Annotated in this window: 10 protein-coding genes; 1 reads left to right on the forward strand and 9 read right to left on the reverse strand. The window is 75.2% G+C overall.

The window, feature by feature from the left end; all coding sequences use genetic code 11:
- Positions 1–10: 10 nt before the first annotated feature.
- Genes OG447_RS01070 through OG447_RS01085 form a run of 4 tightly spaced genes read right to left on the reverse strand, consistent with a single transcriptional unit; the run spans position 11 to position 4,503 of the window.
- Positions 11–613, reverse strand: a complete 603-nt coding sequence (locus tag OG447_RS01070) for an ATP/GTP-binding protein (protein WP_266938697.1) — start codon at positions 611–613, stop codon at positions 11–13.
- Between the two features lie 16 nt (positions 614–629).
- Positions 630–1,019 (reverse strand): DUF742 domain-containing protein, encoded by a 390-nt coding sequence (locus OG447_RS01075; protein ID WP_266934276.1) that lies wholly within the window; start codon positions 1,017–1,019, stop codon positions 630–632.
- The gene (locus tag OG447_RS01080) at positions 1,016–1,510 is read right to left on the reverse strand and encodes a roadblock/LC7 domain-containing protein (RefSeq protein ID WP_266934277.1); all 495 of its coding nucleotides are present in this window, start codon (positions 1,508–1,510) and stop codon (positions 1,016–1,018) included. The genes OG447_RS01075 and OG447_RS01080 overlap by 4 nt, the downstream gene beginning before the upstream one ends.
- Positions 1,507–4,503 carry a nitrate- and nitrite sensing domain-containing protein gene (locus OG447_RS01085; protein ID WP_266934278.1) on the reverse strand — a complete coding sequence of 999 codons (2,997 nt, stop codon included), beginning with the start codon at positions 4,501–4,503 and terminating at the stop codon, positions 1,507–1,509. Before OG447_RS01085 ends, OG447_RS01080 begins: the two co-directional genes overlap by 4 nt.
- 390 nt (positions 4,504–4,893) lie before the next feature.
- Here OG447_RS01085 and OG447_RS01090 point away from each other — a divergent pair, with 390 nt between their 5' ends.
- Positions 4,894–5,667 carry a protein phosphatase 2C domain-containing protein gene (locus OG447_RS01090; protein ID WP_266934279.1) on the forward strand — a complete coding sequence of 258 codons (774 nt, stop codon included), beginning with the start codon at positions 4,894–4,896 and terminating at the stop codon, positions 5,665–5,667.
- A 296-nt stretch (positions 5,668–5,963) separates the two neighbouring features.
- Here OG447_RS01090 and OG447_RS01095 read toward each other — a convergent pair whose 3' ends face one another.
- The 5 genes from OG447_RS01095 to OG447_RS01115 all read right to left on the reverse strand — a co-directional run bounded on the left by OG447_RS01095 (position 5,964) and on the right by OG447_RS01115 (position 12,670).
- Positions 5,964–6,404, reverse strand: coding sequence for a MarR family winged helix-turn-helix transcriptional regulator (locus OG447_RS01095; RefSeq protein WP_266934280.1), 441 nt, complete (start codon positions 6,402–6,404; stop codon positions 5,964–5,966).
- Positions 6,405–6,531: 127 nt separating this feature from the next.
- Entirely contained in the window at positions 6,532–8,928 is a 2,397-nt protein-coding gene (lon, locus tag OG447_RS01100) for an endopeptidase La (protein WP_266934281.1), read from the reverse strand.
- Positions 8,929–9,042: 114 nt separating this feature from the next.
- Positions 9,043–9,798 carry a DUF4097 family beta strand repeat-containing protein gene (locus OG447_RS01105; protein WP_266934282.1) on the reverse strand — a complete coding sequence of 252 codons (756 nt, stop codon included), beginning with the start codon at positions 9,796–9,798 and terminating at the stop codon, positions 9,043–9,045.
- A gap of 64 nt (positions 9,799–9,862) precedes the next feature.
- Positions 9,863–10,807, reverse strand: a complete 945-nt coding sequence (locus OG447_RS01110; protein ID WP_266934283.1) for a sulfurtransferase — start codon at positions 10,805–10,807, stop codon at positions 9,863–9,865.
- Between the two features lie 480 nt (positions 10,808–11,287).
- Positions 11,288–12,670, reverse strand: a complete 1,383-nt coding sequence (locus tag OG447_RS01115) for a hypothetical protein (protein ID WP_266934284.1) — start codon at positions 12,668–12,670, stop codon at positions 11,288–11,290.
- Positions 12,671–12,678: the final 8 nt, after the last annotated feature.

Here is a 12,678-nt window from a genome sequence, read left to right on the forward strand (position 1 = left end):
CGATTCGGGTCTATTCGGGAGTGGAGTCGAGGGCGTGCCCCACCAGCGTCAGCAGGGATTCCACGACCGTCGGCCGACGCCGCGCGTCCATGATCACCACGGGTACGTCCGGCGGGATCGTGAGCGCCTCGCGCACGTCCTCGGGCTCGTACGACCGCGAGCCCTCGAAGTGGTTGACGGCGACGGCGTACGGGAGCCCGCAGCTCTCGAAGTAGTCGAGCGCGGGGAAGCAGTCGCGCAGCCGGCGGGTGTCGGCCAGGACGATGCCGCCTACGGCCCCCCGCACCAGGTCGTCCCACATGAACCAGAACCGCTCCTGGCCCGGGGTCCCGTACACGTAGAGGACGAGGTCGTCGGCGAGGGTGACGCGGCCGAAGTCCATGGCGACGGTGGTGGTGTTCTTGTCCGGGGTGCCGGAGAGGTCGTCGGTCGGGGCGGCGGCCTGGGTCATCACCGCCTCGGTGCGCAGCGGGGTGATCTCGGAGACGGAGGAGACGAAGGTGGTCTTGCCCACGCCGAAACCACCCGCGACCAGGACCTTGACGGCGACGGGTGCGCGGGAGCGGTCGTACTGCCAGGGCTGGACAGGCTCGTCGTCGGCCGTCGGCGCCACCGGCGGGACCGGCCGGTCAGAGACGGCGGAGGCCACTGAGCACCCTTTCGAGCAGTGCGCGTTCGGGGCGGCCGGTGCCGTGCCCGGTCCCGTAGACGCGGATCCTTCCCTGGTCGGCGAGGTCGCTGACCAGGACGCGGACCACGCCGAGCGGCAGCTTCAGCAGCGCGGCTATCTCGGCGATCGTGCGCATGCGGCGGCAGACCTCGACGATGGCGGGCATCTCGGGCATGCGGTCGGGCTTCTGCGGCTCGGACGCCTTGGTCTCCAGGGCGGCGACGAAGGTCTCCACCAGCAGGACCTGCGTGAAGCGGGTGCGGCCGCCCGTGAGGGAGTAGGGACGGACACGGGCGGGGCGGCGGTCGGCGCCGCGTATCGGCAGCCGGTCGGAGGCCGGACTCCTCACGGGGTGTTCTCCATCGACTGGCGCAGCTCGCTGCGGACTTCGGGGGTCAGGACGTGGCCGGCGCGGCCGACGAACAGGGCCATGTGGTAGGCGACGACGCTCATGTCGCAGTCGGGGGTGGCGTGCACCCCGAGCAGCGAGCCGTCGCTGATGGCCATGACGAAGACGGAGCCGTGCTCCATCGCCACCATGGTCTGCTTGACGGATCCGCCGTCCATGAGGGCTGCGGCGCCGGTGGTGAGGCTGCCGAGGCCGGAGACGATGGTGGCGAGGTCGGCGGAGGCGCCGCGCGGGCCGGTGGGGCGCCGTGGGCTCTCGGCGGGGCCCGCCGGTCCGGCTGGGCCGGCCGGATCGGAGGACAGCAGCAGGAGCCCGTCCGAGGACACGACGGCGACGGAGTTGACGCCGGGCACCTCCTCGACCAGGTCGGTCAGCAGCCACTGCAGGTTGCGGGCCTGGGTGCTCAGTCCGTACGTACTGGGCGCGGTCATGTGCGTGCCTCCTGTGCGGTGTCCCCCCGGTCGGTCTGCCCCTGCCCCTGGTCCTGCCCCTGATCCTGCCCCTGATCCTGCGCGTCGTCCTGGTCGCGGTCCTGTGCGAGCTCGGCGGCGACCACGCGCCGCCCGTCCTGGGCGCCCTGGTAGAACCCGCCGAGGCGGCGGCGCAGTTCGTCGGCGTCGACCTTGCGCGGCGGCTCGGGCTTCGCGTCGGGCCGTACGTCGTCCACGCGCCCGGTGGCCACCGTGCGCGGGGTCCGCTTCGGCAGGCCCTTGCCGGTGACGGTCGGGTCTGCGGGGGCGCCCGGGGCGGGGTCGGCGTGGTCGGTGGGGTGGCCGCCCTGGCGGGGGATCCAGTTGCCCTCGTCGGCGGTGTGGCTGTGCGGGTCCGCCTCCGGCTCGGGGGTGGGAGCGGGCTCCGGCCCGGGCTCGGGCTCCGGCGCGGTGGCCGGTGCCGGGACGGTGAAGACCTGCTCGGCGGGCGGCAGCGGGCCGTCCAGCGGGTCGGCGAAGGCCACCGGGTCGGCCTCGGCGACGACCCGGGCCAGCAGCTCCTCGGCCGCGGCGGGCTCGGGCAGCAGCTCGGCGACCCCGGCCTCGGGCGCGGCCCCGGACTCGGCCTCGGCTTCGGGCTCGGCTTCGGCCTGCGCCGGAGCCGCGAACGTCTCCGGGGCGGCATCCGGAACCACCCGGGCCAGCAGCTCCTCGGCCGCGGCGGGCTCGGGCAGCAGCTCGGCGACGCCGGCCTCGGGCGAGGCCGTCTGCGCGGGCTCCTGCTCCTGCGCGGGCCCCTGCTCCTGCGCGGGCTCCTGCTCCTGCGCGGGCTCCTGCTCCTGCGCGGGCTCCGCCGGCCGCTCCGCCGCCTCGGCTCCGCGCACGCGCGCCGGCAGGGTGTTCTCGTTCGCCTCCGCGATCACGCCCGGCAGGCGCAGCGCGGGCCCGCCCGGCGTGGCCAGGGTGTGGACCGGGGACACCGGCGCGCCGGCCGGGAGGAGCGCCGCCGGGACGACCACCAGGGCCTCGGTCCCGCCGTGCCGCGGGGCGCGCAGCTCCGCGGTGACCCCGTGCCGGGCCGCGAGCCGCCCGGCCACGTACAGGCCGAGGCCCAGGCCGTGTTCCGCCTCGGATTCCTCGTCGTAGGCCTCGGGCGTGGACAGCCGGGAGTTCAGCGATTCCAGCCGGTCCTCGGTGACCCCGATGCCCTCGTCCACGACGGACAGCACCACTTCACCGGAGTCCAGCAGCCGGCCGGACACCTTGACCTTGACCTCCGGCGGCGAGAAGGTCGTCGCGTTCTCCAGGAGTTCGGCCAGCAGGTGCGAGATGTCGTCGGCGGCGTGTCCCGCCACCTGGATGTACGAGGGCAGGTCCGCGAGGTCGACGCGCTCGTAGCGCTCGATCTCGCTGACGGCGGCGCGCATGACGTCGACCAGCGGTACCGGGAGCACCTGGCCGTGGCCGTGTTCCTGCCCGGCGAGGACCAGCAGGTTCTCGTTGTGGCGGCGCATCACGGTCGCCAGGTGGTCCAGCTTGAACAGGGTCGCCAGCCGGTCCGGGTCCTGCTCCTTGGACTCCAGTTCCTCGATGACCGCGAGCTGGCGCTCGACCAGGCCCAGGGTCCGCAGGGACAGGGAGACGGAGGTCGTGGACATGACCCGGCGGTGTTCCTCCAGGCCTGCGCGGAGCTTCGTCAGCTCCTCCTCCAGCACCTCCCGGCTGGACGTCAGCGCCTCGTTGCGGCCGATGAGCCGGCGGCGGTCGGCGTCGAGCCCGGCGATCCGGGTGTGCAGGGAGACGGTCTGGTCGCGGACCGCGTTCAGGTGGCGGACGACCTCGGCGAACTCGTCGTTGCGGCCGGTGAAGCGCACCGGCTCCACCGAGCCCTCCGGCGTTGCCAGCCGCTCCGCGCCCCGGCGCAGGACCGACAGCGGGCGGGTCAGCGAGCGCGCCACGGCGGTGGAGACGCCCACTGCGACCAGGAACAGCACGCCCAGCAGCCCGACGAGGGTCTCCAGCCGGGTCACGTCGTCGTCGCGCAGCCCGGCGAGCGCGGTGGCCCGCTGGCCGGCGAGGGTGGATTCGACGGACCGCATCCGGTCGATGCGGGCGGTGAGCGCGGGGGCGATGGTGGCCCCGTCGGTCCGGCGGTCGGCCGGGGACAGGGTGGGCCGCTCGGTGAGCCGCTTGAGGTGGTCGTCGGCCGCCTTGACCTCGGGTCCGGTGACGGTCGCGGCGAGGGTCTGGCGTACGTCGGGCCGGGCGACCCGCGCGAAGTCCTCCAGGGCGGCCTGTTCCCGTACGCGGGCCCGCTGTGCGGCGGTGGTGAGTTCGTCCGTCACGGCCGAGTTGGGGAGCTGCTCGCCGCGGGGGACGGCCAGCGCGGCGAGCAGCAGTCCACGGGTGGCCGAGGCCTGTTCCACGGCCTGCCCCAGCGGGGCCAGCGGCCGGACGGTGGCCAGGGCGGCCTCGGCGCGCGGCGGCGTCAGCTCGGTGAGCCGGTCGCCCGGGGCGAGGAGTTCGGCGATGACGCCGGCGTAGGCCTGGTGGGCGGCGAGGGCGCTGCCCTTGCCGTCGACGGCCTCGGCGCGCACGGCCAGGACCCGGCCGAGGGCGCGGGCGAGTTCCTCGTCGGCCTCGGCCCGGACCTCGGCGAGCTGCCGGTCGGTGCGGGTGGCGCGCTCCTGGACGGCGCCCTTGGCGGCGCCGGGACGGCCCTTGGCGACGTACTCGATGACGGCGTCGCGCTCGTCGCCGAGGAGGTGCGCGAGGGTGAGGGTCTGCCTGGTCTGTTCCGCGAGGGTGACCAGGCGTTGGGAATCCTTGAGTTCCGTCGAGGCGGTGACGACGGCGGGTGCGCCGGCCGCTAGGACAGTGAGGCCGGCGACGGCTACGCCTACGACCAGCCTGCGGCGCACGCGGACGCGGCGTCCTGCGGGGGCCGGGCCGTCGATGGCGGTGCCGTTCTTCCGAGACCGCTTCTTCTGCACCGGTGCTCGCAATCCTGTACGTGTGCTCGTGCTCGTCTACTCGTGTGGCCGAGGTAACGGCCGGTCAACAAGTAAACGCCCCCTGCCCCCTCGTACCGCCTCAGACCTTTGCAGTGTGATGGGGGGAGAGCCGCACATCGCCCACCCGGCCACTCGAACGAGTGAACATCACGGAAGAGTTGGCAACCAACTCGGACACCCCGTGCCAGAGCGCCTCCGCGGACGGGTGGTTGAAAGATCGATGCGGCCTTTGGCAGGATGCCCGGCCACATCGCACGCCCGGGGCCGGGATTCCGGGGCCGTCGGGTGCGCCGAGGGGCCGGCGCCCCTCCCGCCCGCTTCGGTACGGACTTCCCGGGCGCGGCCGGGCCCGCCGGGCAGAATGCGGGTATGCGCATCGACCTCGCCTCCACCCCCGGCAACCCGGAACGCCCCAATGAGGACTGGGTGTCGGCCGCGCTGCCCGCCTGCGGAGGGGGCGTCCTGGTCGTCCTGGACGGGGTCACCCCGCCACGCGGTGAGGACGGGTGCGTGCACGGAGTCCCGTGGTTCGCGGCCCGCCTCGGGGGCCGATTGACCGAACTGTCCGGATCGCGGCGGGACATGCCGCTGGACCGGATCCTGGCCGAGTCGGTCCGCGCCACGGCCGAGGCGCACCGCGATACCTGTGACCTTTCTCACGTGCGGACGCCGCAGGCGACGGTGGTCGTGGTCCGCTGGGACGAGGCCTACGTGGAGCACCTCGTGCTCTCGGATTCGGTACTGCTGCTCCAGGCGCCCGGGGGCGAGGTGACGGCGGTGCTCGACGACCGGCTGGACCGGGTCCCCCGGGAGGTGCTGCGGTCGGTGGCGGCGACGGACGCCCTGCGCAACGCGGAGGGCGGCTTCTTCACGGCGGCGGCCGATCCGGCGGTGGCGGCCCGGGCGGTGACCGGGCGCACCCCGCGCGGGGAGGTCCGTGCGGTGGCGGCGCTCACCGACGGGGCGAGCCGGTGGACGGACCACTTCGGGGAGGGCGACTGGGCCGAGTGCCTGGGGGTGCTGCGCAAGGAGGGCGCCCAGGGGCTGATCGGCCGGGTCCGGGCGATCGAGTCCGACCCGGCCCGCCCGCCGGCCCCGTACAAGCGCCACGACGACGCGTCGGCGGTGTACGCAGAGCTTTAGCGGGCCGGTTCCCCGGGCTCCGCCCGGACCCGGTCCTCAAACGCCGGACGGGCTGAAAAGACAGCCCCGCCGGCGTTTGAGGCGCGGGGTCTGGGGCGGAGCCCCAGGAAACGCGCCGCGTGGGGGTCCGCCGGGGGCCGGGCGCCGGTTCCGCCGGGGGCCGGGCGCCGTGGGGCGGGGACGCTCCGGAGTGTCTCCTCGGCTCGCGCACTTGGGTCCGGCTGCGTGAGGATCGGCCCCGGTTGCGCGCTCGTCCTGCGGGGACACTCCTGCGCGTCCCCACCCCGCGGCGCCCCCTACTCCCCGCCCGTGTTCAGCTGGTTCAGCAGGCGGGCCAGTTCCGCCACCTCGCCGCGGTCCCAGCCGGAGAGCTTGCGCATGTACTGCTCGCGCCGGGCGTCGCGTACCCGCAGAAAGCGCTCGCGGCCCTCCTCGGTGAGGTCGACCAGGAAGGCCCGGCCGTCCGCGGGGTCCGGCTCGCGGGCCACCAGGCCGAGGACCTCCAGGGCCCGCAGCTGGCGGCTCATGGTGGCCTTGCCGACCCCGAAGTAGGCGGCGAGCTCGGTGGCCCGCTGCCGTCCGGCGGCCTCCAGGCGGGTGAGGAGCCCGTACGCCGCGGGCTCCAGCTCGGGGTGGAGGGCGCGGGCCATCTCCCCGGACGAGGCGCGTGCGCGCCGGAGGAAGACGGACAGCTCCCGCTCCAGGGCAAGGAACTCCTGGTCTTCGCTCCCGTGCACGTCCCGCTCCCATCGGTGGTGTGAGCCGCCAGTATTTCGCAGTGGGCGCGCCGACGGCCCGGGGCCCCGCCGGGGCGGGGTCCCGGGCCGTACGGTCGGCCGGTCAGGCGGCCGGTCGGCGGGCCGGTCAGGCGGCGGCCGTGACCGAGGCCTGCGACCGGTCCAGGGCGAGTTCCAGGACCTGGCGCACATCCGTCACGGGGTGCACCTCCAGCCCCTCCAGCACCTCGGCCGGGACGTCGTCCAGGTCGGCCTCGTTGCGCTTCGGGATGATCACGGTGGTCAGCCCGGCCCGGTGCGCGGCCAGCAGCTTCTGCTTGACCCCGCCGATCGGCAGGACCCGCCCGGTCAGCGAGACCTCACCCGTCATCGCCACGTCGGTGCGCACCTGCCGCCCGGAGAGCAGCGAGGCGAGCGCCGTCGTCATGGTGATGCCCGCGCTCGGGCCGTCCTTGGGCACCGCTCCCGCTGGGAAGTGGATGTGCACGCCCCGGTCCTTGAGGTCGGCGACGGGAAGCTCCAGTTCCGCGCCGTGCGAGCGCAGGAAGCTGAGGGCGATCTGCGCCGACTCCTTCATGACGTCGCCGAGCTGGCCCGTCAGGGTCAGGCCGGCCGCGCCCGTCTCCGGGTCGGCCAGCGAGGCCTCGACGAAGAGCACGTCGCCGCCGGCTCCGGTGACGGCGAGGCCGGTGGCCACACCGGGTACGGCGGTGCGCCGTTCGGCCGGGTCCTGGGCGGCCTCCGGCACGTGGTGCGGTCGCCCGATGAGCGCCCGCAGTTCACCGGCGCCGATCCGGAAGGGCAACTCCCGTTCGCCCAGCTCGTGCTGCGACGCCACCTTGCGCAGCAGTCGCGCGAGGGAGCGTTCCAGGGTGCGGACGCCCGCTTCGCGGGTGTACTCCCCGGCCAGCCTGCGCAGGGCGTCCTCCTCCAGGACGACCTCGTCGGCGCCGAGCCCGGCGCGCTCCAGCTGGCGCGGCAGCAGGTGGTCCCGTGCGATGACCACCTTCTCGTCCTCGGTGTACCCGTCGAGGCGGACGAGCTCCATCCGGTCTGCGAGCGCCTCGGGGATGGCCTCCAGGACGTTGGCGGTGGCCAGGAACACCACGTCGCTCAGGTCCAGCTCCACCTCCAGGTAGTGGTCCCGGAAGGTGTGGTTCTGCGCCGGGTCGAGGACCTCCAGCAGCGCGGCGGCGGGGTCGCCGCGGAAGTCGGAGCCCACCTTGTCGATCTCGTCGAGGAGGACCACCGGGTTCATCGACCCGGCCTCCTTGATGGCCCGGACGATCCGGCCCGGCAGGGCGCCGACGTAGGTCCGGCGGTGTCCTCGTACCTCGGCCTCGTCCCGTACGCCGCCGAGGGCGACGCGGACGAACTTGCGGCCCATGGCGTGGGCCACCGACTCGCCGAGGGAGGTCTTGCCGACGCCTGGCGGTCCGACCAGGGCGAGCACCGCGCCCCCGCGGCGTCCGCCGATGACACCCATCCCGCGCTCGGAGCGCCGCTTGCGCACGGCGAGGTACTCGGTGATGCGGTCCTTCACGTCACTGAGGCCCGCGTGTTCGGCGTCGAGGACGGCCCGGGCGCTCCGGATGTCGTACTGGTCCTCGGTCCGCTCGTTCCAGGGGAGTTCCAGGACGGTGTCGAGCCAGGTCCGGATCCAGGAGCCCTCGGGCGACTGGTCGCTGGACCGCTCCAGCTTCTCGACCTCCTTGAGCGCGGCCTCCCGGACCTTCTCGGGGAGGTCGGCGGCCTCGACGCGGGCGCGGTAGTCGTCGGACTCCTCGCCGTCCTTCTCCCCGTTCAGCTCGCGGAGTTCCTTGCGGACGGCCTCCAGCTGCCTGCGGAGCAGGAACTCGCGCTGCTGCTTGTCCACGCCGTCCTGGACGTCCTTGGCGATGGACTCGGCCACGTCCTGTTCGGCCAGGTGGTTCCTGAGCCACTTGATGGCGAGGCCGAGGCGGGTGACGGCGTCGCCGGTCTCCAGCAGTTCGACCTTCTGCTCCAGCGTCAGGAAGGGGGAGTACCCGGAGTTGTCGGCGAGCGCGGAGACCCCCTCGATCTGCTGGACCCGGTCCACGACCTGCCAGGCCCCGCGCTTCTTGAGCCAACTGGTGGCGAGCGCCTTGTACTCCTTGACCCGCTCGGCGACCACGCCGGGCAGCGGGTCCGGCACGTTCTCGTCCACGGTTTCGCCATCGACCCAGAGCGCGGCCCCGGGGCCGGTGGTCCCGGCCCCGATGCGGACGCGCCCGCGGCCGCGGATGAGCGCCCCGGGGTCCCCGTCGGAGAGCCGGCCGACCTGTTCGACGGTCCCCAGCACGCCGGTGCCCGCGTACTTCCCGTCGACGCGCGGTACGAGCAGCACCCGGGGCTTCCCGGTCCCGGCCGCCGCCTGGGCGGCCTCCACGGCCCCCCGTACCTCGGCGTCGGACAGGTCCAGGGGAACGACCATTCCGGGCAGCACGACCTCGTCGTCGAGCGGCAGCACGGGCAGGGTGAGCGTTACGGACGTCGAAGCCATGATCTTCCCTCCGGCAGTGAAGTTGAGCTATGCCGACTCAATGCATCTGCGTCCCCCGATGTTCCCCAACACCCGTTCGCCCGGGGCGAACAGCTCCGGAGCCGCTGTCTGGCCCTAGCCGGCAGCAGAGATGCGGACGTCGCCCGAGGTGGTCTTCGCCGAGAGGGCGGAGGCGGCCGCGGGGTCGGTGGGCAGGGAGACCTCGCGGGCGCCGGAGGTGGTGGAGACCGCGACCCGGTAGGCCGCCGCGGGGACCTTCAGGGTGACGTCCCCGGAGCTGGATTCGGCGGCCACCGAGGCCGGGGCCTGCGCGAAGTCCAGGCGGGTGTCGCCCGAGTCGGAGCGGATGTCGGCGCTCGGACCGGCCAGGCCGGTCGCGGTGATCGCGCCCGAGGAGGTACGGATCTTCAGCGGGCCCGCGATCCGGTCGACCTCGACCGCGCCGGATTCGGACGTCAGGTCGGCGGCCGCCACCCCCGCCACGGTGATCTTGCCGCTGCTGTTGCCGAGCCGGACCTCGGCGGAGGCCGGGACCTCCAGGCGGTAGTCGATGAAGCAGGTGTCGGAGCAGCCGTCGGTGAAGGTCAGCACACCGCCCGACACCTGCTGGCCCGGGGTGGGTTCGGTGTCGCCGCGGTAGTGGACGGTGCGGCGGACGGTGACGCCGGGGCCGGTGCCGGGGACCACCTCGATCGAGCCGGCCCGGGCCTCCGTCAGTTCGACCGCGGTGACGGCTTCGGAGACGGTGGCGTCGGCACTCGCCGTCCGCTTCGGGCCGTCCGTGAGGGAGCAGCCGGACAGGAGCAGACCGGCTCCGAGGGCGGCTGCCGCCGTACGGGTGAGGCGAAGTGACGTGGCGTGAGAAGTCATGCTCCGATCCTCGGGGAGCGGCGCCGTCCGGCCGATGGGGGCGGTACCCGGACCGGGGGTGGGGCTATCCCCCCGTCGCCGGGCCGGTCGCCGGACCTGCTGCCGGGCCGGTGGCCACGGGGAGTTCCGACGGCATGCCCCACTCGCTCCAGGAGCCGTCGTACACGGCCAGTTCCCGGTAGCCGGCGAGGTCGGCGCCGAGGGCGAGCACGCAGGCCGTGACCCCCGACCCGCAGCTGAAGTACAGCCGCTGCCGGTCCCCCGCCACCGCCGCGAAGGTCTCGCGGAGTTCGGCTGCGGGCCGCATCAGGCCGCCGGGCCGCTGGAGCTCGCCGAACGGCAGGCTGACCGCGCCGGGCATGTGGCCGCCGCGCAGGCCGGGGCGGGGTTCGGGCGCGGTGCCGGCGAAGCGCTCGCGGGTACGGGCGTCCAGCACCGCCGCGGCCGGGTCGGCCAGGGCGGCGGCGACGGTGGAGCTGCCGACGAGCAGCCCGGCGCGGGGGCGGGCGGTGAAGGAGCCGCGCGGGCCCGCGTACGCCGGGCCGGTGGACTCCACGGGCAGGCCCGCGGCGGTCCAGGCGGGCAGTCCGCCGTCGAGCACGGCCGCCCGGTCGAAGCCCATGGCGCGCAGCATCCACCAGGCGCGGGCGCTGGAGTAGACGCCCGCTCCGTCGTAGACGACGACGGTGTCGCCGTCGTCCACGCCGAGGGCCCGCAGCGCCTCGGTGAACTCGGCGGGGCCGGGCATGGTGTGCGGGGCGGGGGCTTCGTGGTCGGACAGGGCCCCGTCGAGGTCGAACGGGCGGGCCCCCGGGATCCGGTGGTCCGCGCCCCGGTGGGCGCCGACGGAGGCGTCGAAGAGCACCAGACCCGGCGCCCCGAGCCGCGCGGCCAGCCAGTCGGCCCCGACCAGGGCCCCGGGGCCCTGGTCCGTGCCGGGCGCGGCCCCGGAGGCCCCGGACCCGCCGGATCCCGGCTCGCGGGATGCGGAGTTCTGGGACGTGGGCATACGGCACCTCCTGGGGCTCGGCCGACCGCCCCGGGCGGGGCGGCCCGCCGGCTGCGCGACGCGGGACGCCCCATCCTCCGGCCTCCGCCGCGGCCCGCAACGCCCGGGGCCAGTCCCACGGCCACCGCCGCGGGCACGGGCCGTCGCGGCTCGGAGCCCCCAGGCCAGGCCCACGGCCACGGTCAGGTCAGGTCAGGTCAGAGCCCACCGCCACAGGCGTGGCCACGGGCACGGGCCCGGGCCGTCGCGGGCACCGCCACGAGCACGAGCACGGGCATGGGCGGTCGCGGCCCGAGCGCCCCGGGCCGGGCACCACGCCCAGGGCCACCGCCACGGGCAGCGCGGGCCGCCGCGGGCACCGCCACAGGCGCGACACGGACACGGCCCCGGGCCGCCGCCAAACCGCCACAGGCGCGGGCACCGCCACCGCCACAGGCACGGCCCGGGCCCGGGCCGCCGCGCCCCCGCCCCCGCCCACGGTCAGGCGCAGCCGTCCGGCCTGGCGTACAGCGCGACGCGGGCGCCCTGGACCTCGGTGAGCGAGCAGAGGTCGAAGCCGGCGGCCAGGGCCCGGCGTTTGGCCTCCTCGGCGGGGTACGGGTCCAGCGGCTGCCCCTCCGGGTCGAGCAGGGCGATCACCCGGGGCGCGCCGGCCAGGGCGGAGCGGATCGCCTCCGGGGGCAGTTCGGTGCCCTGGAGGCTGTGCGAAGCCGCCGGGGAGCGGTCCAGGGCCACGTCGCGCAGGCCCTCGTACACCTGGGGCGAGGAGAGCAGCCACTCGCGGCGCCGGGACGGCATGAACAGCACGGCGTCCCCGGGCCGGGCCCGTTCGCGGACGGCGGCGGCCACGGCGAGCACGTCGTCCTTGCGGCTCTGCGGGGTGCGCAGCCAGGCCGACCAGTACCCGAGGGGCACCAGCAGCGCCGCCACGAGCAGCCACGGCCACCAGTGCCGGACCCGGGCCAGCCGGGCCCCGGCGAGCAGGGCGAGCCCGGCCAGCGCGTAGAGCACGTACCGGTCGACGTACCAGGGGTGCAGCAGGGAGACGGCCATCAGCAGCCCGGGCGGCAGCAGGGCCAGCGGCAGGGCCACGCGGACGAGCTCCCGCTCGGCCCCCCGGGCCAGCAGCAGCGCGGCGGCCGCGAGGACCCCGTACGCCGCCCAGTCCTGCCAGCTGGGCCGCCCGAGCCAGCCGAGCTGCTGCTGGGCCTGCCGCGCGCTCACCAGGGCCAGCGGCAGCAGCAGGGCGACGACGGCCGCGGCGCTCCAGCGCCAGCCGCGCGAGCGCCAGGCGGCGAAGGCGTGGGCGAGCAGGGCCAGTGCGGCGAACTCGTGCAGCCAGCAGCCGAGCAGGAGCACGGCCGTGTACGCCGTCCAGCGCTCGCGCAGCATCAGGTACGTGGCCCACACCACGGCCGCCGCGACCATGGCGTAGGAGCGGCCCTCCTGGGCGTACATCTGGACGGGCGGCAGCGCGGCGTAGGCGAGGCCGGAGATCAGCGCGACCCGCTCCCCCGCGAGGCGGTGGCCGACGGCGGCGACCCCGGCGGCGGCGAGGGCGGTGGCGGCCACGGAGGGCAGCCGCAGCGCCCACAGGCCGCCGTCCCAGAGCAGGAACGCCCCGTGCATCAGCAGGTAGTACAGGCCGTGCACGGCGTCGACCTGGCCGAGCAGCTCCCAGAGCTCGCCGAGGGGCCGGTGGGCCACCTGCCAGGTGACGGACTCGTCGCGCCACATGCTCCCGCCGCGCCGCAGGCCCCAGAGGCCGAGGGCGGCGGCGAGCAGCGGGGGCAGCACGCGCCAGGGGGCGATGCGGCGGATGGCGGCCTCCGGGTGCTGGTCGTCGGTGCGTGGGGACTCCATACTCGGGG

The sequence above is a fragment of the Streptomyces sp. NBC_01408 genome, assembly GCF_026340255.1.
Lineage (GTDB): Bacteria > Actinomycetota > Actinomycetes > Streptomycetales > Streptomycetaceae > Streptomyces.

Coding starts and splice junctions, on each gene's coding strand:
- lon (WP_266934281.1), bottom strand. CDS start 8,928: ATGGCTTCGACGTCCGTAACGCTCACCCTGCCCGTGCTGCCGCTCGAC.
- OG447_RS01115 (WP_266934284.1), bottom strand. CDS start 12,670: ATGGAGTCCCCACGCACCGACGACCAGCACCCGGAGGCCGCCATCCGC.
- OG447_RS01105 (WP_266934282.1), bottom strand. CDS start 9,798: ATGACTTCTCACGCCACGTCACTTCGCCTCACCCGTACGGCGGCAGCC.
- OG447_RS01080 (WP_266934277.1), bottom strand. CDS start 1,510: ATGACCGCGCCCAGTACGTACGGACTGAGCACCCAGGCCCGCAACCTG.
- OG447_RS01110 (WP_266934283.1), bottom strand. CDS start 10,807: ATGCCCACGTCCCAGAACTCCGCATCCCGCGAGCCGGGATCCGGCGGG.
- OG447_RS01090 (WP_266934279.1), top strand. CDS start 4,894: ATGCGCATCGACCTCGCCTCCACCCCCGGCAACCCGGAACGCCCCAAT.